Here is a 20,583-nt window from a genome sequence, read left to right on the forward strand (position 1 = left end):
AGGCCGTGATCCGCCGCACCGCCGCCTTCTCGGCGACCGGGTCGACCGCCGCAAACTCGTCGCGGCGCTCTCCGGGTCGTCCTGGTGGCCTCCGCCGCGACGGTCGTGCCGCTGGTCGCCGAGCGGGCGCCCGCGCGCCGGCGGGCCAGCCATGTCGCGGCGCTGATGGCCGGCCTCTGCACGGGCATCGTCGCGGCCCGCGTCCTCGGTGGCCTCGTCGGCCAGGCCTTCGGCCGGCGTTACGTCTTCGTGGGCGCCGCCGTCCTCACGGCACTGCTCGGCCTGGCCTCCGCCGCCGTGCTGCCCGCCGAGCTGCGGCGCGCCTGCGTACGCAAGGGCGGGATGTACGGCGCGTGGAGTGCCCTGTGGACCTCGCTGGCCCTGCTGCTCACCGGCAGCGGCGGCGAAGGGCACGGCTATGGCATGCCGACCGCCACCGCGGGTCTCTTCGGCCTGTTCGGTCTCGCCGCCGCCGTCGTGGCACCGCTCGCGGGCGGCCTGGTCGACCGCTTCGGCGCGGCCAAGGTGGTCTCGTCCGCGTACGGCACGGCCGCTGCGTCGGTGCCGCTGTTCTGGCTGGGCGGCGGGGCGCTCTGGGCCCTGTGCGCGGCGGCGGTCGTCCTCCACATGGCGCTGGCCGCCAACCAGACACTCGCGCTGACGACCACCTCGCGGGCACCGCGTTCACCCACTGGGGGTGGACGGGCGTGTGCGCGGTCGCCGCCCTCTGGCTCGCACTCGGCTGGGCGACGACCGCGATACCGGGCGGCCGGCGACCCGTCAAAGCCGCGTGACGTCCAGCTCACCGTCCGCGTACTGCCTGCGCAGCACCTTCTTGTCGAACTTGCCGACGCTCGTCTTCGGGACCGCGGGGATGACCGCCCAGCGCTCCGGCAGCTGCCACTTGGCGACGTGCTCCGCGAGGAAGTCGCGGAGGGCGGCGTAGTCGGCGGTCGCGTGCTCCTTCAGCACGACGGTGGCGAGCGGGCGTTCACCCCACTTGTCGTCCGGGACGGCCACGACGGCGGCCTCGGCGACTTCCGGGTGGGACATGAGGGCGTTCTCCAGCTCGACCGACGAGATCCATTCGCCGCCCGACTTGATGACGTCCTTGGCGCGGTCGGTGAGGGTGAGGAAGCCGTCCGCGGTGATCACGCCGACATCGCCGGTCTTCAGCCAGCCGTCCTCGCTGAACTTGTCGTCGGGCCGCAGCATCTCGCCGCCCGCGCCGCCGTAGTAGGCGCCCGCGATCCAGGGTCCGCGCACCTCCAGCTCACCGGCGGACTCGCCGTCCCACGGAAGGTGTTCACCGCCGGGGCCGACCAGCCGGCCCTCGACGCCGGCGGGGAAGCGGCCCTGCGTGAGCCGGTAGCCGAACTCCTCGTCGGTGCCGATGGCGTGGGCCGGCGGGCGGGCGATCGTGCCGAGCGGGGACGTCTCGGTCATGCCCCAGGCGTGACAGACGCGCATGCCGAACTGGTCGAAGGCCTCCATCAGGGCGGGCGGACAGGCCGAGCCGCCGATGGTGACCTGGCCCAGCGAGCTGACGTCACGCGGCTTCGCGGTGAGCTCGGCGAGGAGGCCCTGCCAGATGGTGGGGACGGCGGCCGCGTGCGTGGGCCGCTCCGACTCGATCATCTCGGCGAGCGGGGCGGGTTGCAGGAAGCGGTCCGGCATCAGCATGTTGACGCCGGTCATGAGGGTGGCGTGCGGCAGTCCCCACGCGTTGACGTGGAACTGCGGGACGACGACCAGCGACGTGTCCGCGTCCGTGAGGCCCATCGACTGCGCCATGTTGACCTGCATCGAGTGCAGGTAGATGGAGCGGTGGGAGTAGACGACACCCTTGGGGTCGCCGGTCGTGCCGGAGGTGTAGCACATGGCGGCGGCGGCACGCTCGTCGAGCTCGGGCCAGTCGTAGGCGGTGGGCTTCCCCGCGATCAGTTCCTCGTACTCGTGCACCCGCGCGTGCGAACCATCGAGAAGGGAGCGGTCACCCGGGCCCGACACCACCAGGTGCTCGACGCTCGCCAACTGCGGGAGGAGCGGCGCGAGCAGGCCGAGGAGGGAGCCGTTGACGATGATGACGCGGTCGGCGGCGTGGTTGACGATCCACACCAGCTGGTCGGCGGGCAGCCGCAGGTTGAGGGTGTGCAGGATGGCGCCCATGCAGGGCACCGCGAAGTAGGCCTCGACGTGCTCCGCGTTGTTCCACATGAAGGTGGCGACGCGCTCGTCGTCCGTGACGCCGAGGTCCTCGCGCAGGGCGTGGGCGAGCTGGGCCGAGCGCTCGCCTATCTCGCGGTAGCTGCGGCGCTGCGGTTCGCCCTCGCCGGTCCAGGTCGTGACCTGGGATGTCCCGTGCACGGTCATCCCGTGCCGGAGGATGCGGGTGACAGTCAGCGGTACGTCCTGCATCGTGCTCAGCACGGCGTCCTCCTGGGGCGACAGCGCCTGCGCGGCAGTACGGGCTGCGCGCGGCAGTAAGGGTTGGCGCTGATTCTGCGCGCATACCACTTGGTATGTCACTACTCCAGAGGATGATCGATCATCCGCTCCCACTGCCTCCGCTCAGCGGACCGGCGTGAGTTCCGGGTCCTCGCGGAGCTTGCCGAGCGCGCGGGACACCGCGCTCTTGACCGTGCCGACGGACACCCCGAGCACCTCGGCGGTCTGCACCTCGCTCAGGTCCTCGTAGTACCTGAGGACGACCATCGCCCGCTGCCGCGCCGGCAGCTTCATGATCGCGCGCCACATCGCGTCGCGGAGCACCTGCTGTTCGGCCGGGTCCCCGCCCGGGGTCACGTCCGGCTCCGGCAGCTCGTCGCACGCGAACTCGTCGACCTTCCGCTTGCGCCACTGCGAGGTGCGCGTGTTCAGCAGGGCCCGGCGCACATAGCCGTCGAGCGCGCGGTGGTCCTCGATCCGGTCCCACGCCACATACGTCTTGGTCAGCGCGGTCTGCAGCAGGTCCTCGGCATCGCTCGGGTTCGCGGTCAGCGAGCGGGCGGTGCGCAGCAGTACGGGCTGGCGGGCCCGTACGTAGGACGCGAACGACGGGTACGTGCAGGGCCCGGTGGCCCGCGTCGGACCCGTGCCCCGCGTCGCGGCCGTGGAAGCGCTGGTGCACACGGACACCATGGATGCGGTCATGGCTCCACGCTAGAAGCGCCCCCTACTTCAGCGGATCGGCCGGAGGTCCCGAAGCCGTGTCCGCCTCAGGTTGTACGAGGGGTGTTGTCTACACCTCCTACAGGTGGAGGAGGCGGAGCACGTCTCTGAGGGTTCGCCCCTGAGAGCCGCCCGGGCGAGCTGCTCGCCCGGGCGGCCGGCCGGCTAGCCGATGCGCGCCACCGGGGCGTGCACGAGGTTGCGGTCGATCACCAGCGTGCGCCCGCCGTGCCGCTCCTTCACGTTCCCCGCGTACTGGTGGATGCGCCGCGCCGGGCGCCACGCGTTGCTGCTCAGCGAGGGCTCCCGGTACAGGTGCGGCTTGGTCCGCCAGCGCGCGAACCACATCACCGACGGCAGGTCGCCCACGCCAGCCCGCCGTGCCACCTCCATGTGCCGCACGCCGGAGTCGGCACTGCTGTAGAAGCCGGGGACGTAGCCCTGTCTGCGCACTTCGCGGTTCCAGGAGCGGACGAAGGAGAGCGTGGTGTCCGCGCAGCTCTTGTTGCGGTAGGCGTACGCCTCCATGTCCAGGTAGAGCGGGCTGTCCTGCCGGATGCCGACGGCCTTCGCCGCGCGTACCGCGTCACGCCCCTCCTGCTGCCCCTGGCTCCAGGGGTGCCGTCCGATGCGTACGTTCTTCTTGTTCCTCGCGACGACACACGGCGACTGCGACCCGACGTACAGCGGGAGCACCCGCCAGCCCATCCGCTGCACCGCGCGCATCCAGGCGTGGTTGAGCTGCGGCTGCCGCTTGCAGGCCCGGCCGCGGCCTCCGTAGTACACGCCGACGGCGCCGTACTTGGACTGGCGCCAGCGCCGCATCGTGTCCGTGGACGGGGTGTGGCAGGTGTCGAAGGCCCAGCCGCGGAAGGTCGACACCTTCACGGACGCCCCACGGGCGGGCCGGTCGGAGGCGGCGCCCGGTGGCGAGGCGGTCAGGTCCACGGCCAGGGCCGTCAGGACGAGGACGAATCCAATGATCATCGTTCGAAGACGCATACGCCGAGTGAAAGGGGCCGGGCCCGATCCGCGGCCGGGACACGCGCCGCGTTCAGCCGTCCGACCGCAGAATCAACCCCGATGTGGGAACGCCCGTGCCCGCCGTGACCAGAGTGCGCGCGGCACCCTGTATCTGATTCACGGAGGTGCCGCGCACCTGCCGGACGGCCTCCGCTATGCCGTTCATGCCGTGGAGATACGCCTCCCCCAGCTGTCCGCCGTGCGTGTTCAGGGGCAGCCGCTCCTCGGCGACGAAGCCCGCGGCCTCGCCGGGCGGGCAGAAGCCGAACTCCTCCAGCTGCATCAGCACGAACGGTGTGAAGTGGTCGTAGAGCACCCCGACGTCGATGTCCCCCGGCGCCAGCCCCGAGGTGCGCCACAGCTGCTTCGCCACCACGCCCATCTCGGGCAGCCCTGTCAGGTCGTCGCGGTAGAAGCTGGTCATCTGCTCCTGCGCCCGGCCCGCGCCCTGGGCCGCCGCCGCGATCACGGCGGGTGGACGCGGGAGGTCCCGGGCCCGCTCCACGCTCGTGACGACGATCGCCTGGCCGCCGTCCGTCTCCTGGCAGCAGTCCAGGAGCCGCAGGGGCTCGACGATCCAGCGGGACGCGGCATGGTCCGCGAGCGTGATCGGCTTCCCGTGGAAATACGCCGCGGGGTTGGTGGCCGCGTACTTCCGGTCCATGACGGCCACATGACCGAAGGCCTCCGGCGTCAGACCGTACGCGTGGAGATAGCGCTGGGCCGCCATCGCCACCCAGGACGCGGGGGTCAGCAGTCCGAACGGCAGGGCCCAGCCGAGCGCCGCGCCCTCGGCGGACGGCTCGCGATGCTGCACCCCGGAGCCGAATCTCCGCCCCGACCGTTCGTTGAACGCGCGGTAGCAGACGACGACCTCCGCCACTCCGGAGGCCACCGCGAGGGCCGCCTGCTGGACGGTGGCGCAGGCCGCCCCGCCGCCGTAGTGGACGCGGGAGAAGAAGGACAGCTCCCCGATTCCGGCCGCCTGGGCGACCGTGATCTCCGGGCTGGTGTCCATGGTGAAGGTGACCATGCCGTCGACGTCGGCCGGGGTGAGCCCGGCGTCGTCGAGCGCGGCGCCCACCGCCTCCACGGCCAGCTTGAGCTCGCTGCGCCCCGAGTCCTTGGAGAACTCCGTCGCCCCGATGCCGACGACGGCGGCCTTTCCGCCGAGGCTGTCGCGCGTGCGGACACTCATGCGGTGCCTCCCGCGGGGACGGTGACCGTGACCGTGCCGGTCACGTGCTTGCCGATGCCATTGGTCCCGACGACTGCGACGACGGCCGTGTCGCCGTCGGGCGCGGCCTGGACGTCCTCGACGGTCCCGGTCAGCACCATGGTGTCTCCCGGGTAGTTGGGCGCCCCCAGGCGTATCGCCACCTTGCGCAGCACGGCGGTGGGGCCGAAGTGGTCGGTGATGTACCGCCCGACGAGGCCGTTGGTCGTAAGGATGTTCATGAAGACGTCGGGGGAGCCCTTCGCCCGCGCGAGCTCCGCGTCGTGGTGCACGTCCTGGTAGTCGCGGGACGCGATGGCCCCGGCGACGATGAGCGTCCGGGTGATCGGGATCTCCAGCGGCGGCAGCTCCTCACCCTTCGTCACACCGGACTCCTTCTTCACACCGGCCTCCTTCGTCACACCGGCCTCCTTCTTCATGACGGCGCCCCACAGGAAGTGCCGGTGCACGGGATGGTCGTGAAGTCCACGTCAGCCACCGCCTTCCGGCGCGCCCCCGGAGGCCGCCACGCCCTCGACGGCCCGGAACACCGGCAGCTCCAGCTCCGCGTCCACCCGCTGGAACGCGAGCCGCACCGGCATCCCGATCCGCACCTGGTCGTACGGCACCCCGGTCACGTTGCTCACGATGCGCACGCCCTCCGCCAGCTCGACGAGCGCCACGGCGTAGGGGGGATCGAAGGCGGGGAAGGGCGGGTGGTGCATGACGACGTACGAATAGACCGTGCCGTCGCCGCTCGCCTCGACCGTGTCCCACTCCGGCGAACCGCAGGCGTTGCAGCCGGGGAGCCAGGGGAAGCGGAGCGTGGCGCAGCCGCCGCAGCGCTGGATCAGCAGGCGGTGCTCGGCGACGCCCTCCCAGAAGCCGGCGTTGTCCCGGTTCACGACCGGGCGGGGGCGCTTGCCCTTCGGTTTCCGCTTCGCCGGGGCGTACTTGAGGATGCGGAAGCGGTGTGTGCCCGCGAGCCGGCCGCCCGCGCGGACGTCCATGCGTGTCGTGACGAAGTGCCCCGTGCCCAGCTTGGTCGTCTTGCGCTCCGACACCGACTCGATCACCGCGTCGAAGGTGATCTCGTCGCCGGGCCGTAGCGCCCGCAGATACTCCTGCTCGCAGTCGGTGGCGACCACCGAGGTGTACCCGGCGCCGTCGAGGAGGGCGAACAACGCGTCGTACGCCTCCGAGCGGCCCTCGTGGCCGGAAAGCCCTCCCATCGTCCAGACCTGCAGCATCGTCGGGGGCGCCACCGGGTCCGCGCCCCTGTACGCGGGGTGCGTGTCCCCCATCGCCTCGCACCAGTGCCTGATCATGGGTTCGTTGACCGGGTCCTTGCCGAGGCCCGCCTCCGCCGCAGGCCTGCCCTCGAACGCCTTCAACTCCTCGTACGCGATGTCCTTCACCGCTGCCCCCGCCCCCGAACGTCTTGATCTGCGCGGCCCTGTTCATCCGCTCCAGCTCGCCCTCGTCCCCGAGACCGCCCGGCGAACCGGCTCGCACGAGCCCCGTTTCGCCCACCAAACGCCCGTACCGACAAGGGTTTCTGACTGTCCGTCAGCTAACGGCCGCTGTCAAGGGGCCACCCACCGCCAAGCTCCACGGAGAAGCCCCCTCCGGACACGCCTGTGCGGCGGCACCGAAGCGCCGCCGCACAAGAGCGTCACACCCCACAGCTCGCACCCCGGGAGCCGTCCCGAGCGGCTCCAGGGGGCGTCGGCTCACCAGAGCTGGGCGAAGTTGACCGCGATGTTGTCGTTCGACTGATCGAGCGCCGTGAAACCGGAGCCGTTCACCTGGGCGGTGTTGTTCTGGTTGGAGGCCCCGTTGCCGATGGCCTGCTGCTGCGTCGTGGTCGAGTTGCCACCGTTGTCATCACCCACGCCACTGCCGTTCACGGTCGCCACACCCGCGTTGGATCCGTTGTTCGCGAAGGCTCCGTTGTCGGCCGCAGCGACGCCCGAGAAGAGCGCGGCAGCCAGCGGCACGGCTGCGGCGGCGGCGATGATGCGGGCGCTACGGATACTTGCCATGTCTGTTCCTCCAGTGCAGGAGGTACGCGCCGGCCGAGGCCTGGCGTACCCGGAAGTACGGCTTGGTCCAAGGCGGTTGGCCGACCACCCCGGAGTGTGCTGCACGACGTCGCGGGTCCAGAGTTGCCCACCGAATCCCCGGCGAACCACCCCGGAAGAGCTGATTCCCCCGCAAGCGTGAGGACATATCGATAAACACTCCTCGCGCCCCACCGGTCTGCTCGGAGGCCCGCGGAGCCCCTGCCGAATCGGGGCCCGGACCAGACATCGCACGAGGTGAAGCGTTCCGGCAGCCTTCTCCGCGGAGGCCGCGCAGGGGGGCGGCGCCCCCTCTACGAACACCCCGTCCGGCCCAATCCCGGCCCGCTTCCCCTTCCCTTCTTCGAACAGGCGTACGAAAATGAGGGCATGGCCACCACCGACCGCCATGCCACCACCCTCGCGCTCGCCCACGCCCTGTCGGCCGCCGAACGCGGCCTCGCGGTGATCCCGCTGTCCCGCACCAAGCTCCCCGCCCTGCGCTCCCCCCACCACGAAGATCCCCGGCCCACCCTCTGCCACGGCGGATGCGGACGCCTCGGACACGGCGTGCACGACGCGACGACCGACCCCCGGCGCATCCGCGAACTCTTCGCCGCCGCCCCCTGGGCCACCGGCTACGGGATCGCCTGCGGGTTGCCGCCCCACCACCTGATCGGCATCGACCTGGACACCAAGTCCGGTACGGACGCCTCGGCGGCCCTGCGCGAACTGGCGCTGCGCCACCTCTTCACGATCCCCGACACCGTCGTCGTGATCACGCCCAGCGGCGGCCGCCACATCTGGCTGGCCGGACCACCCGACACCGTGGTCCCCAATTCGGCGGGGCGGCTCGCCCCCGGCATCGACGTCCGGGGCGCCGGCGGCTACCTCGTCGGCCCGGGCTCCCGCACCGAGCACGGCCTCTACAGCACCGCGCCCGGCACCGCCCACCTGCCCCCCGCGCACTGCCCCCCGGCTCTGCTGCGCCTGCTCACGCCCCCGCCCCGCACCCACCAGCACGCACCCGCACACCGCCCGGCCGACAGCTCACCGGCCGGACACCCCGACGCGGACCCCCAACGCGGCCAGGGGCTGGTGCAGTTCGTCCTCGCGGCGCACGAGGGCCAGCGCAACACCCGCCTCTTCTGGGCCGCCTGCCGCGCCTACGAGAACGGCATCGGCGAGACCCTGGCCCCCCAACTCGCCGACGCCGCCCTCCACGTCGGCCTCACCGAACGCGAGGCCCTCTCGACCATCGCCTCGGCGGCCCGCCTCACCGGCCCCGCACATGAACCGCCCTCCTACGGAGGGCATGCATAGGGGCATGGGTAAGGGGCGCCCTCAATGGAGAACGCCCCTTACCCCCAGCATTCAGGCAGACGTTGGCGACGGTTGTGTGACGAGCTGAAGTCTCACTCGTTCAGCTCATCGCCGGGCAGTCTTCTCTCGGGCCCCGGCTTCGCGCAAGAAGCGGAGTTACGCACCATTCACGCACGTAGGCTCGTTCTGCTGGTCGTCGTCTGCCTCGCCACCCTGGCGTTCACCGTGCCCGCGCCGCCCCAGTGGCCCGGTGGTGCGAAGTGCCGTGACACGACGCTGGTCGGGGTGGCGCATCAGGACGACGACCTGCTGTTCATCAACCCCGCGATCGCCGAGGATTTCGACCGGGGGAATTGCCTCCGCGTCGTGTACGTGACAGCGGGTGACGCCCACCTGGAGTGGGCGGAAGGGTATGTCCTACGCCGCGAGATGGGCGTACAGCAGGCGTACAGCGCTCTCGCGGGCCGGCCGATGCGGCCCGGTGCGCCCAGCCCCTGGAAAGCCTCACCCGTGCGGGCCGGCGGGCGGACGCTGCACAGTGTCCACCTGGACAACGGACCGCTGCGGCCGGACATCCGACTGGTCTTCCTGCGGCTGCCCGACGGCGGCTGGAGCAGAGAGGCCGCGCGGCGTCAGAGCCTGCTGGCTCTTTTCCAGTCCAGAATCCGCTCGCTCGGCGCGGTGGACGGGTCCGCGCAGTACACGGAACCGGCTCTGATCAGCACCCTGGCTGCCCTCATCGAGCGTTTCCGGCCCTGCGACGTACGCACGCTGGACTTCGCCAACACCGCACTGAAGTCGTCCGGCAAGGAGTGGGCCGACCACAGCGATCACGCGGTCACCGGCCGGTACCTCCGCCTGGCGACCCTGCGGGCGCGCCCGGCGCGGCAAACGCCTCGCCTGACGGCATACGAGGGATACGGAAGCGGCTCGTCGCGCCCGCCCAATCTCGGCGCCGTTCAGTCGGCCCGGAAGACCGCCGTTTTCGAGCATTACTACATCCATGACGAGAGGCGGGTGAGCGACTGCCCCAGGCAGTACTGCGTACCCACCAGAAGAGCGGCGGGGCAGTACACGCGATGGCTCGAACGCCGTTACGCGCGCCGAGCGCCCGCACCCCGGCCCGGCACCGTCGTCTCCTGGATCGGCTCCACGGCCGCCCGCTTCACCGCATCCGAGCTCTGCCTGACCGGTGACCGCGGCGAAGTCCGCACCGAGCCCTGCGTCGGCACGGTCCATCAGCTCTGGCGCATCGCGGACGGGGAGCTGTGGACCGGAAGCGGGAGCGGGGTCGGCCGTCGCTGTGCGCGCGTCCGCGGCGGGGCGGTCGTGCTCGTCCCCTGCACCGGCGGATCGCCCCGGTGGATGATCACGCGGCGGGGACAGTTGCGCACCGGCGGGGTCTGCCTCACCCAGGACGACCTGCTGCGACCACGCCCCCGGCTACGCTCCGCCACCTGCACGACGGCAGATCCGGGCCAGCGGTGGTTCGTCCGCGGTCCTCAACCGCCCACCGACAGGCTGCCGTTCCGCACGTAGCTCGATGAGAGCCTTGACCGCGAGGCACCGAGCACGAAAAGGGGTGCCCTTCGGATAAGGGCACCCCTCTCACCAGCGCATACGCTGACCTGCTGCGGTGGGTGTGGGATTTGAACCCACGGTGGCGTGAACCACGACGGTTTTCAAGACCGTTCCCTTAGGCCGCTCGGGCAACCCACCCCGCGCCGTCCGCCGGAAACGGGATCAGGACCGCGCGGGGACAAGACTAGCGGGTCAGCTGTCTCCCTTGCGCTGGCCCAGGGTCACGTCGACCGTGTGCTCCTTGCCGTCGCGCTCGTATGTGAGCTTGACCGTGTCGCCCGGCTTGTGGGTCCAGATCTGGCCGATCAGGGTCGGGCCGCTGTCGATCACCGTGTCGTCCAGCTTCGTGATGACGTCGCCGGGCTTGAGGCCCGCCTTGTCCGCCGGGCCGTTCGGGGTGATCGGTTCCGCGCCGCCCGTGGCCTCCTGGGAGATCGTCGCGCCGTTCGTGCCCTCCTGCTGGAGGGAGACCGATGCGCCGATGACGGGGTAGACGGGCTGGCCGGTCTTGATCAGCTGCTGGGCGACCTGCTTCGCCTGGTTGACCGGGATCGCAAAGCCCAGGCCGATGGAGCCGGACTGGCCCGAGCCGCCGAGGCCGCCGCTCTCGGCCGGCTTGATCGCGGAGTTGATGCCGATGACCGCGCCGCGCGAGTCGAGCAGCGGGCCGCCGGAGTTGCCCGGGTTGATGGAGGCGTCGGTCTGCAGGGCGCTCATGTACGAGCTCTTGCCGCTCTGGCCGCCGTCGCTGGAGGTCACCGGGCGGTTCTTGGCGCTGATGATGCCGGTGGTGACGGTGTTCGACAGGCCGAAGGGGGCGCCGATCGCGATGGTCGAGTCGCCGACGGCCACGCGGTCGGAGTTGCCGAGCTTGAGCGGCCGCAGACCGTCAGGGGCGCTCTTGAGCTTGATGACCGCCACGTCGTAGCCCTCGGCGCGGCCGACGACCTCGGCGGCGTACTTCTTGCCGTTCGAGAACGTCACCTGGAGCTTGCCGCCCTCGGCCGCCGACGCCACCACGTGATTGTTGGTGAGGATGTGGCCCTGCGTGTCGTAGACGAAGCCGGTGCCCGTGCCGCCCTCGCCGCCGCCGCTCTGCGCCTCGATGGTGACGACGCTCGGCAGTGCCTTGTTCGCGATGTCGGCGACCGAACCGGGCTCGCGCTTGAGGTCGGCGGGGGTGTCGGGGGCGGACACCGTGGTCGAGCTGGTGTCGCTGTCGTTCCGCTCGGCGGCCCAGTAGCCGACGCCGCCGCCGATGCCGCCCGCGATCAGGGCAGCCGCGAGCACCGCGGCGACCAGGCCGCCGCGCCGGCCGCCGGGCTTGGGCTCCTGCGGGTGGTACGAGGCGCCCCAGCCGGACCCGGAGCCACCACCCGTGGCGTACGACGGCATGGCGGGCGGCTGCGGAGGCGGCCAGTCCGCGGCACCGGAAGCGCTCTGGGGGGCGCCTTGCGGGGCGTGCGCGGGAGCTGAATACGCCCCCTCGTGCCCCGGCTGCCCGGCCGGCGTGCCGGACCCGGCGGCGGACCTGGAGGCGGACCCGGCTGCACTGGAGTCGGCGGGAACAGCGGGAGCGTCCACCGGCGCGGGGGGCGTGGACGGGGCCTGGGGTACCTCGTTGCCCTCGTTCTCGGTGCTCACAGCTCTTCTCCTCGGTCCATGCTGTCGTCACGTACGTTCTCGGTCACGGCCAGGGGTGTGCCGACTGTGCAGTTGTCAGCTTTTCCCATGGGCTGTCAGGGCACCATAAGCCGATCCTGTGTGTTCGGCGTCCCGGCGGGGTGTCGTCCGGCGGAGGTGTCGTCCGGCGAGGTGTCGTCCGCCGAGCCGACGGGTACCCCGTGATGGCACCATGACGCGGTGACCCTCGCACGACAGCACCAGATTCAGGTCATTGCCCACCGCGGCGCCTCCGAGGATGCCCCCGAGCACACGCTGGCCGCCTACAAGAAGGCGGTCGAGGACGGTGCCGACGCCCTCGAATGCGATGTACGGCTGACCGCCGACGGCCATCTCGTGTGCGTCCACGACCGCCGCGTGAACCGCACGTCGAACGGGCGCGGCGCCGTCTCCGCCCTCGAACTCGCCGACCTCGCCGCCCTGGACTTCGGCTCCTGGAAGAGGCAGCACGGCGAGGCCGACGAGGACCCGGACTGGGAGGGCGGTTCCGCGGGCGAGGACACCTCCGTGCTGACCCTGGAGCGGCTCCTGGAGCTGGTGGCCGAAAGTAATGCCTCCGGACGACGGGTGCGGCTGGCCATCGAGACCAAGCACCCCACGCGCTGGGCGGGCCAGGTGGAGGAGCGCCTGCTGCTCCTGCTCAAGCGCTTCGGCCTGGACGCGCCGCCCGCCGAGGGTCCTTCGCCGGTACGGGTCATGAGCTTCTCGGCGCGTTCGCTGCACCGCGTACGGGCCGCTTCGCCGACGCTGCCGACCGTCTACCTGATGCAGTTCGTCTCGCCGCGCCACCGCGACGGCCGCCTTCCGCAGGGTGTGCGCATCGCCGGTCCCGCCATGCGGATCGTGCGCAACCACCCGTCGTACGTGGCGAAGCTGAAACGCGCGGGGCACGAGGTGCACGTGTGGACCGTGAACGAGCCGGGGGATGTCGAACTCTGTGCCGAACTGGGCGTCGACGCGATCATCACCAACCGCCCCAAACAAGTTCTGTCCCAACTGGACCGGCTGGGACTCCGGTAACTCCGGTTACAGGGAGTGCACCGGCGCGTTCGGTACGTATTCGATCGTCACGAGTGCGTCACCGGGCGGGGATTGGCCGGTTTCCGGTCCAGTCCAATGGGGCATCCACACCGTGGCGTGGGGCGAAGGAGGTCTCGGGGGTGGCGTTGGTGGTGGCACGGGAGGTGCCCACGTCGTCGAGCATGGCCGTACCCCATGGCCCTGCGGGCGTGGGGGAAGCAAGACACCGTATGCGCGATCAGCTGCGCATGAGCGGGGTCTCGGAGTCGGTCGTCGACGATGCCGTACTGATCCTGTCGGAGTTGCTCAGCAATGCCTGCCGGCACGGCAGGCCGCTGGGCCGCGGGATGGTCGGCGACGGGGATGTGCGGGCGGCCTGGCACGTCGACAAGGCGGGCCGGCTGACGGTCGAGGTGACGGACGGCGGCGGTCCGACCCGTCCGGCCCCGGCCACCCCGTCGGTCACGGCGCACGGCGGCCGCGGGCTCAACATCATCACGGCGCTCGCCGACGCCTGGGGGGTCCGTGACGACGTGCACGGCGAGGTCACCGTCTGGGCCGTCGTCCAAGCCGCGCACCACCGCGAGGATTTCGCTACGCGCGTCGCCGCCCCGTCGGCGGCCGCGATATCCGAGCTCGCCTTCGTGGACCCCTTCGACGAGCTGGACTGAATGCGCTACGGGCTTCGGCGAGCCGGACCGAACCCCCGACGCGCTTCGGCGGGCCGGACTCGATCCGCGAACGGCTAGGCTCGCGCCCGTACGCAAGAGAGCCGCAGCCGGGAGACACCCAAGATGGCCAAGAAGCGCCCCCAGCCCAAGGGCAAGCAGCAGCCGCAGCTCAAGGGCGGCCCCGGAGACGGGGAGATCCCCGTCGTCGGCGCCCGTGAACCCTGCCCCTGCGGTTCGGGCCGCCGCTACAAGGCCTGTCACGGCCGGGCCGCCGCGCACGCGGTGACCGAGCTGGTGCAGCGCCCCTTCGAAGGCCTGCCCGGCGAGTGCGACTGGGTCGCGCTGCGCGAGCTGGTCCCCGCCGCCACGGTCGAGCTGACGCTCAAGGGCGGCCTTCCCGAGGGCATCCCCTCGGTCTCCCTCGCCACCGTGCTGCCGATGGCCTGGCCCGCGCTGCGCCGCGACGACGGCTCGGTCCTGATCGGCCTGCAGAACGACACCGCGTCCGGTGACATCAGCCGCGATCTCGCCGACACCCTGCAGCGCGCCCTGGAGGCCGAGCCGGGCACGCCGGTGAAGGGCCGCCGCGCTCCGGCCGACGGTCCCCGGCTGCAGGATCTGCTCGACCCGGAAGGCGCGTTCGAACCGGTCGTGCACCCCGGCTTCGAGTTCTGGGTGCCGGACGCGGACAACGCCACCCCGGAGGTGGCCGCCTCCCTGGAGCGGGCGAACGACGCCGCCATCCCGACGGCGAAGCTGACCGGTGTCGACGCCGCGTACTGGTGCGAGACCCCGGAGAAGAACCACCTCCGCTGGGTCATGCCGCACCCCGAGGAGAAGCTTCTCGACGCGCTGGCCCGCCTGCACGCGGCCGGCACGTCGAGCCTCGGCGAGGGCACGCGCCTGGTCGGCTCCTTCCGGGCGCACGGCCTGACCGTGCCGGTGTGGGACCTGCCGACCGGGGTCTCCGCCGCGGACGTCGAGAAGCCCGCCGCGGAGTTCGCGGAGCGGCTGGCGGCGGCCCTCGCCTCGGACGCCCCGCTGACCGCGGACGAACGCCGGGCGCGCGGCGGCCTCACCAACCGCCAGGTGACGCTCAGCTGACGCAGGATGCCCGACTGTCCGTGCCGTACCGACTGACCCACCAGTCAGTCGGTACGACACGAAGTGGAATGCAGGGCTCCGGTCGCGGCTCCCTGGAGTCACGGTGAAATCCCTGTCCGGATAACTGGGATCGAATTTGCCAGGAGCCGATCTCTTGTTACCGTTCAGGTAGCCCGGTTGCTGGTGCATCCCCCGTCGCCAGCAACCGGGCCCTTTTGCGCCCGGGGACCGGTTCAGGACTCAACTGTCCTGCGGCGATGCCGAGTTGCTTCCCGCCCGCAGCAGCAGTCCTTCCGCCTCGCCCGCCGCGTACTCCGCCACCGCCGAGTACGCCGTCGCAGCGCCCGTCGACCGCTCGCGCGGGGTCTCGCACGCTGCCGGTTCGTCCCCCGCCGCCACCTCGCAGTACAGCTGCACGGTGCGCGCGTCCGGGCCCATCAGGGTCAGGACCGCGGTCAGCTCCTCGCCGGTGGCATTGCGGTAATAGGTACGCGCCCAGGTGTCCCGGCCCAGCGTGAGGACACAGGTCTGTGCTTCGAGGCCGTCGGGCGAGGAGAGTTCGGGGCCGCACCGGGCGGCGGTGGTCGCTCCGCGGTCCGCGGGCGACGAGGACTCCGGGCCCGTCTCCGTCGCCCGACGCTGCCCCGAAGAGGCGTTCGAAGGAGTGGGTGAGGGGGAGGGGAGGGGCGACTTCGCGTCACCGTCGCCCACCGGTCCCGCGGACGCGCCCGCGAGCGGCAGGAGGGCCGTGACGGCCACGACGCCCAGGAGCACGAGCAGGCGGGGTTGCATGAGCCGAAGATAACGACAGTGGGCGCACGGCCTGCTCGCCGCGCGCCCAATTCCGCTACATCTCGGGGGCGCTCACACCCGTACGAGTGAGCGCGTCCACCACGGCGTCCACCACCGCTTCGACGTCCGGCACCCAGGGGGCGGCGGAGCCGGGCAGCGGGGCCCGCTCCCAGCGCACCCGGCCCTGTCCCGTGTCGGAGGGCGGCAGGGCGAGATAGCCGCCCTCGCCGTGGAAGCGGAGCGAGCCAGGGACGCGGTCCTTGGCATAGAGGAGCTCGCCCAACTGGGCCATGGAGTACGGCGCGACGAGCAGCTGGAGTCTGGCCTCGGTGGCGATCACCGGGCCGAGCCTGATGCCGGCCTCGTCGAGCGCGGCGAGGGCGCGTGCGCCCGCGTCGAGGGGGAGGCTCACGGCGCACGGGGCGCGGCCTCCGGTGGCGAGTACGACGGGTGCGCCGGGTCGGTTGGTCCACCACCAGCGGACCATCCGCTCGTCGGTGGTGGCGGCGAGGAGGCCGGGGTCGAGGGGGTGCGCGCCCGGTACCGCGCAGTCGGGGTCGGGGCAGGCGCACCGGCTGCCGTCGCGCCGGTCGAGACCGACTCCGGGCAGTACGGGCCACCGCCATGCGGTCGCGAAGGTCAGAGCCGCGCCGAGCTGTCCGGCACTCCGGCCGGGCTTCCTTCCGATTCGCCAGGACAGGAGCCTGCGTCGCCTTCCGAGGATCTCGCGCATGAGCGCTCGTTCCTTTCCGTTGCACGCCGGCGTTAGCCGGGGAGACTGCGGGCCACATCACACCATGTGTGGATCACTTCGCTGTACGTACGAGCTGGCACATCCGACCCCAGCCTGTGGCATGGGGAACCACTCTGAACCGAGCGTTGACGTGGCGTGGGGTGGCGGCGCCTGGCGTTTGCCGTCCCGCGATATTGCTTGCCGCCTCCGCCACGGGAGGATGGGGCACGGTCGTCGTGAATGAGGACGCCCGGGTCCTTGGTCAGGTTCCGGACGGACCCCAACTGCCCCTGGCCATCACTGAGTACGTACCCAGCGCGACCACTGCAACGCTCTACCGAACAACGTCAGTCGACCCTAATATGCCCTAACCCGGCGCTTTTTTCAGCCAACTTAACAAGATCTTTTACTGTGCTCCCGAATACCTCGGACACCAGGAATCCCAGCAGGACAATGCTGGACATCCCCTCACCAGGGCGTGTACATCTGGAGACATTGCTAGCGGCGCATAATGACATGGGGGTTTGCGATGCTATCGAGCATTACGCACCGGCCGGAAAGCCGTCAGCCATGAACGCCCCGCACCTCCCGAAAGTGGCTGGAATCGATTCAACAGTTCCGCCACCGGCCCACACTGTCGCGCCCGGCGCGCAGGCCCCGCCCGCCGCAGCGTCCACGGAGGGCACTTCCCTACCGAGCGCGCCCTGCGCCGTGCTCCAGGACCGGCTCGCCGGCTGGGTCTCCGACCTGACCACGCTGCACGAACTCACCGAGCGGCTCGTCCGCACGGGCACCCTCGACGAGGCGCTGCGGGAGCTCCTGCGCGCCGGTGCCGCCCTGGTGGGCGCGCGCCGCGGACTCGCCGTCGTCGAACCCGGCGACGGCCTCGGACCCGACACCACCATCGGCCTCGGCCTGGCCCGCGCCGACCTCGGGCACATCGAGACGGTGCCGCGCGCCGCCACCGCGTACGGCAGGATCCTGGACGCCCCCGAGGGCCGGCCGGGTGCCGTGCCGCAGGAGATCGCGCAGCCCGACCTGCTCGCCGATGAGGGCCTCGACCCGCTCCACCGCGAGGTCGCCCACCGCCTCGGCTACGCCGCCAGTTACGCGCTCCCCCTCGCCACCGAGACGGCGGGCCGGATCGGCGCAGCCACCTGGCTGTACGACGAGCCCGCCGAGCCGGACGAGCGCAGACGCCACCTCGTCGGGCTGTACGCCCGGCAGGCCACCGAGCACGTGGCACGGCTGCTCGAACTGGACCGCGCCCGCACGACCGACGCCACCCTGCGCGAGGAGCTCATGCCGTCGCGGCTGCCCCGGGTCGCCGGGGTGCAGCTCGCCGCCCGGCACCGCACGGGGCCGCGCGGCGGCGGCGACTGGCACGACGCGCTGCCGCTGCCCGACGCGGCGCTGGGCCTGGCGGTGGGCTCCGTGACCGGGTCGGGGCCGAGCGCGGTGGCCGCGATGGGACGGCTGCGGGCCTCCCTGCGGGCGTACGCCGTGATGGAGGGCGAGGACCCCGTCGCCGTCCTCTCCGACCTGGAGCTGCTGCTGCGGCTGACCGAGCCCGCGCGGTCGGCGACCGCCCTCTTCGCGTACTGCGAGCCCGCCCTGCGCAAGGTGGTGCTCGCCGGGGCGGGCCACAGCCCGCCGCTGATCATCGGGGAGCGCCGCACGGAGTTCGTGGAGACCTCCCTGTCCGCGCCGCTCGGCATGCTCGCCTGCTGGGAGGCGCCGAGCGTGGAGCTCAGCCCCGAGCCGGGAGAAACGGTGCTTCTGTACACCGACGGGCTTCTGCACCGCACCGGCGAGCCGATGGACCGGGCCTTCGCGCGGCTGCACGCGGCGGCGGCGAGCGTGCCGAGGGCCATCAGGGACGACCCCGGGGCGATCGCCGACCACGTGCTGCACGCCGTCCTGCCCGACGGGCTCGACGCCGTGGACAGTGAGGAGGACGTGGTGCTGCTCGCGGCCCGTTTCGAGTGAGGCCACGGGCACTCTAGGTAAGTGGCCTTCCGGCCCTGGGACCCCTTCCGTACGCCCGTACGATGGAGGACGGCCCAGTGTCGTACATAGGAGGCAGATCGTGTCGGAGGCGCTCAACCCGGAGAACCCGGAAGAGACCGAAGAAGAGCCGATCAAGCAGCGCAAGAACGGCCTGTACCCGGGCGTTTCCGATGAGCTCGCCGAGAACATGAAGTCCGGCTGGGCCGACACCGAGCTGCACGACCTGCAGCCGATCGCGCAGGCCGAGCACACCGCCGCCCGCCGTGCCGCGCTCTCCGCGCGCTTCCCGGGCGAGCGCCTGGTGATCCCCGCGGGCAACCTGAAGACCCGTTCGAACGACACCGAGTACGCCTTCCGCGCCTCCGTCGAGTACGCGTACCTGTCGGGCAACCAGACCGAGGACGGCGTCCTCGTCATGGAGCCGAAGAGCGACGGCGGCCACGACGCGACCATCTACCTCCTGCCGCGCTCCGACCGCGAGAACGGCGAGTTCTGGCTGGACGGGCAGGGCGAGCTCTGGGTCGGCCGCAGGCACTCCCTCACCGAGGCCGAGAAGCTGTACGGCATCCCCGCGTCCGACGTGCGCGAGCTGGCCGGCAAGCTGCGCGAGGCGACCGGCCCCGTCCGCGTCGTGCGCGGCTACGACGCCGGCATCGAGGCGGCCCTGACCGACAAGGTCACCGCCGAGCGCGACGAGGAGCTGCGCGTCTTCCTCTCCGAGGCCCGCCTGGTCAAGGACGAGTTCGAGATCGGCGAGCTGCAGAAGGCCTGCGACTCGACCGCCCGCGGCTTCGAGGACGTCGTGAAGGTCCTCGACAAGGCCGAGGCCACCAGCGAGCGCTACATCGAAGGCACGTTCTTCCTGCGCGCCCGCGTCGAGGGCAACGACATCGGCTACGGCTCCATCTGTGCCGCGGGCCCGCACGCGACCACGCTGCACTGGGTGCGCAACGACGGCGCCGTCCGCTCCGGAGACCTGCTCCTGCTCGACGCGGGCGTGGAGACGCACACGTACTACACCGCGGACATCACGCGGACGCTGCCGATCAACGGCCGCTACAACGAACTGCAGAAGAAAATCTACGACGCGGTGTACGAGGCCCAGGAGGCCGGCATCGCGGCGGTGAAGCCGGGCGCCAAGTACCGCGACTTCCACGACGCCGCGCAGCGCGTGCTCGCCGAGAAGCTCGTCGAGTGGGGCCTCGTCGAGGGCCCGGTCGAGCGCGTCCTGGAGCTGGGCCTGCAGCGCCGTTGGACACTGCACGGCACCGGCCACATGCTCGGCATGGACGTCCACGACTGCGCCGCCGCGCGCACCGAGACGTACGTGGACGGCACGCTGGAGCCCGGCATGTGCCTGACGGTCGAGCCCGGTCTGTACTTCCAGGCGGACGACCTGACCGTGCCGGAGGAGTACCGCGGCATCGGCGTCCGGATCGAGGACGACATCCTCGTCACGGAGGACGGCAACAAGAACCTGTCGGCCGCTCTGCCGCGCACGTCCGACGAGGTCGAGGCGTGGATGGCGCGACTCAAGGGCTGACCCGCACACGCGGGACGAAGGGCCGGTTGCCTCCGGGGGCCGGCCCTTCGGCGTTCCTCCGGCCCTTCGGCGTTCCTCAGTGGGCCGCCCGCTCGTCCTCGCCCGCGACCTTGGCGGTGCTCAGGGCGATGCGGTTCCAGGTGTTGATGGCGAAGATCAGGGCGAGGACACGGGCCAGTTCGGACTCGTCGAAGTGCCGAGTGGCCTCTACGTAGACATCGTCCGGGACGCCGCCCCGGGAGACGAGCGTGACCGACTCGGTCAGGGCGAGGGCCGCCTGCTCCTTCGCGGTGAAGAAGTTACGGGCCTCGCGCCACACGCCGACCATGTGAAGCCGTGCCTCGTCCTCGCCGGCCTTGCGGGCGTCGGAGGTGTGCATGTGGAGGCAGTAGGCGCAGCCGTTGAGGAGCGAGGCGCGGATCTGGATCAGTTCGACCAGGGCCGGGTCGAGGCCGTCGCGGGCGGCGGCGTCGAAGCCGATGAGTGCCTTGAAGGCCTTGGGGGCGGCCTTGGCGAAGTTGAGGCGGGGGGTGTGCTCGTGGTCCTGCGGAGTGGCGGCGGGGGTGGCGGTCGCGGTCTGCGTGGCGTTCGTGTTGTTCGTCATGACCATGAAACTACGGGCCGGAAAGACCTCGCGTAGGGTGCATTCC

At 71.4% G+C, this 20,583-nt stretch carries 18 protein-coding genes, 1 tRNA gene and 1 pseudogene; 8 read left to right on the forward strand and 12 right to left on the reverse strand.

Features of this window, described 5'->3' with window-relative positions; translation table 11 throughout:
• Positions 1-28 precede the first annotated feature (28 nt).
• A pseudogene (locus AB0H82_RS13575) lies at positions 29-794 on the forward strand (hypothetical protein); the annotation flags it as partial.
• On the opposite strand, the gene AB0H82_RS13580 reads toward AB0H82_RS13575, so the two are convergent.
• From AB0H82_RS13580 to AB0H82_RS13610, 7 genes are all read right to left on the reverse strand, one after another.
• The gene (locus AB0H82_RS13580) at positions 781-2,430 is read right to left on the reverse strand and encodes a long-chain fatty acid--CoA ligase (protein ID WP_362992082.1); all 1,650 of its coding nucleotides are present in this window, start codon (positions 2,428-2,430) and stop codon (positions 781-783) included. The pseudogene AB0H82_RS13575 and the gene AB0H82_RS13580 sit on opposite strands and share 14 nt — an antisense overlap.
• Positions 2,431-2,571: 141 nt before the next feature.
• The gene (locus tag AB0H82_RS13585; RefSeq protein WP_362992084.1) at positions 2,572-3,153 is read right to left on the reverse strand and encodes a SigE family RNA polymerase sigma factor; all 582 of its coding nucleotides are present in this window, start codon (positions 3,151-3,153) and stop codon (positions 2,572-2,574) included.
• Between the two features lie 183 nt (positions 3,154-3,336).
• A complete protein-coding gene (locus tag AB0H82_RS13590) occupies positions 3,337-4,173 on the reverse strand; it encodes a glycoside hydrolase domain-containing protein (protein WP_362992085.1) in 837 nt (278 codons plus the stop codon).
• Between the two features lie 52 nt (positions 4,174-4,225).
• A complete protein-coding gene (locus tag AB0H82_RS13595) occupies positions 4,226-5,392 on the reverse strand; it encodes a lipid-transfer protein (protein WP_362992087.1) in 1,167 nt (388 codons plus the stop codon).
• Entirely contained in the window at positions 5,389-5,796 is a 408-nt protein-coding gene (locus tag AB0H82_RS13600) for a MaoC family dehydratase (protein ID WP_362992222.1), read from the reverse strand. The genes AB0H82_RS13595 and AB0H82_RS13600 overlap by 4 nt, the downstream gene beginning before the upstream one ends.
• A gap of 105 nt (positions 5,797-5,901) precedes the next feature.
• Entirely contained in the window at positions 5,902-6,828 is a 927-nt protein-coding gene (locus AB0H82_RS13605) for a bifunctional MaoC family dehydratase N-terminal/OB-fold nucleic acid binding domain-containing protein (protein WP_362992089.1), read from the reverse strand.
• A 315-nt stretch (positions 6,829-7,143) separates the two neighbouring features.
• A complete protein-coding gene (locus AB0H82_RS13610; RefSeq protein ID WP_362992091.1) occupies positions 7,144-7,455 on the reverse strand; it encodes a hypothetical protein in 312 nt (103 codons plus the stop codon).
• A gap of 408 nt (positions 7,456-7,863) precedes the next feature.
• Between AB0H82_RS13610 and AB0H82_RS13615 the strand changes: the two genes are divergently transcribed.
• Both AB0H82_RS13615 and AB0H82_RS13620 read left to right on the forward strand, forming a co-directional pair.
• Positions 7,864-8,796, forward strand: a complete 933-nt coding sequence (locus tag AB0H82_RS13615) for a bifunctional DNA primase/polymerase (RefSeq protein ID WP_362992093.1) — start codon at positions 7,864-7,866, stop codon at positions 8,794-8,796.
• Positions 8,797-9,081: 285 nt separating this feature from the next.
• Positions 9,082-10,335, forward strand: a complete 1,254-nt coding sequence (locus AB0H82_RS13620; RefSeq protein WP_362992095.1) for a hypothetical protein — start codon at positions 9,082-9,084, stop codon at positions 10,333-10,335.
• Between the two features lie 95 nt (positions 10,336-10,430).
• On the opposite strand, the gene AB0H82_RS13625 is transcribed toward AB0H82_RS13620, so the two are convergent.
• Both AB0H82_RS13625 and AB0H82_RS13630 read right to left on the reverse strand, forming a co-directional pair.
• Positions 10,431-10,515: transfer RNA gene (locus AB0H82_RS13625), tRNA-Ser, on the reverse strand.
• A 54-nt stretch (positions 10,516-10,569) separates the two neighbouring features.
• A complete protein-coding gene (locus AB0H82_RS13630) occupies positions 10,570-12,021 on the reverse strand; it encodes a trypsin-like peptidase domain-containing protein (RefSeq protein WP_362992097.1) in 1,452 nt (483 codons plus the stop codon).
• A gap of 219 nt (positions 12,022-12,240) precedes the next feature.
• Between AB0H82_RS13630 and AB0H82_RS13635 the strand changes: the two genes are divergently transcribed.
• From AB0H82_RS13635 to AB0H82_RS13645, 3 genes are all read left to right on the forward strand, one after another.
• Positions 12,241-13,080: a glycerophosphodiester phosphodiesterase gene (locus AB0H82_RS13635; RefSeq protein ID WP_362992099.1), complete on the forward strand. Its 840-nt coding sequence runs from the start codon at positions 12,241-12,243 to the stop codon at positions 13,078-13,080.
• Positions 13,081-13,133: 53 nt separating this feature from the next.
• Entirely contained in the window at positions 13,134-13,751 is a 618-nt protein-coding gene (locus tag AB0H82_RS13640; RefSeq protein ID WP_362992101.1) for an ATP-binding protein, read from the forward strand.
• 123 nt (positions 13,752-13,874) lie between these two features.
• On the forward strand, positions 13,875-14,855 hold the full coding sequence (locus AB0H82_RS13645; RefSeq protein ID WP_362992103.1) for a DUF5926 family protein: 981 nt from the start codon (positions 13,875-13,877) through the stop codon (positions 14,853-14,855).
• A 240-nt stretch (positions 14,856-15,095) separates the two neighbouring features.
• Here AB0H82_RS13645 and AB0H82_RS13650 read toward each other — a convergent pair whose 3' ends face one another.
• Both AB0H82_RS13650 and AB0H82_RS13655 read right to left on the reverse strand, forming a co-directional pair.
• The gene (locus AB0H82_RS13650) at positions 15,096-15,647 is read right to left on the reverse strand and encodes a hypothetical protein (RefSeq protein ID WP_362992105.1); all 552 of its coding nucleotides are present in this window, start codon (positions 15,645-15,647) and stop codon (positions 15,096-15,098) included.
• A gap of 55 nt (positions 15,648-15,702) precedes the next feature.
• A complete protein-coding gene (locus AB0H82_RS13655) occupies positions 15,703-16,380 on the reverse strand; it encodes a bifunctional DNA primase/polymerase (RefSeq protein ID WP_362992107.1) in 678 nt (225 codons plus the stop codon).
• 453 nt (positions 16,381-16,833) lie between these two features.
• On the opposite strand from AB0H82_RS13655, the gene AB0H82_RS13660 reads away from it, so the two are divergent.
• Both AB0H82_RS13660 and AB0H82_RS13665 read left to right on the forward strand, forming a co-directional pair.
• Positions 16,834-18,369 carry a PP2C family protein-serine/threonine phosphatase gene (locus AB0H82_RS13660; RefSeq protein ID WP_362992109.1) on the forward strand — a complete coding sequence of 512 codons (1,536 nt, stop codon included), beginning with the start codon at positions 16,834-16,836 and terminating at the stop codon, positions 18,367-18,369.
• A 100-nt stretch (positions 18,370-18,469) separates the two neighbouring features.
• Complete coding sequence (locus tag AB0H82_RS13665; RefSeq protein ID WP_362992111.1) at positions 18,470-19,933, forward strand: aminopeptidase P family protein; 1,464 nt, start codon at positions 18,470-18,472, stop codon at positions 19,931-19,933.
• A 76-nt stretch (positions 19,934-20,009) separates the two neighbouring features.
• On the opposite strand, the gene AB0H82_RS13670 is transcribed toward AB0H82_RS13665, so the two are convergent.
• Positions 20,010-20,543, reverse strand: coding sequence for a carboxymuconolactone decarboxylase family protein (locus AB0H82_RS13670; protein ID WP_362992113.1), 534 nt, complete (start codon positions 20,541-20,543; stop codon positions 20,010-20,012).
• Positions 20,544-20,583 lie beyond the last annotated feature (40 nt).

Origin of the sequence: Streptomyces sp. NPDC050732 (genome assembly GCF_040654255.1) — a bacterium.
Taxonomy (GTDB): Bacteria; Actinomycetota; Actinomycetes; order Streptomycetales; family Streptomycetaceae; genus Streptomyces.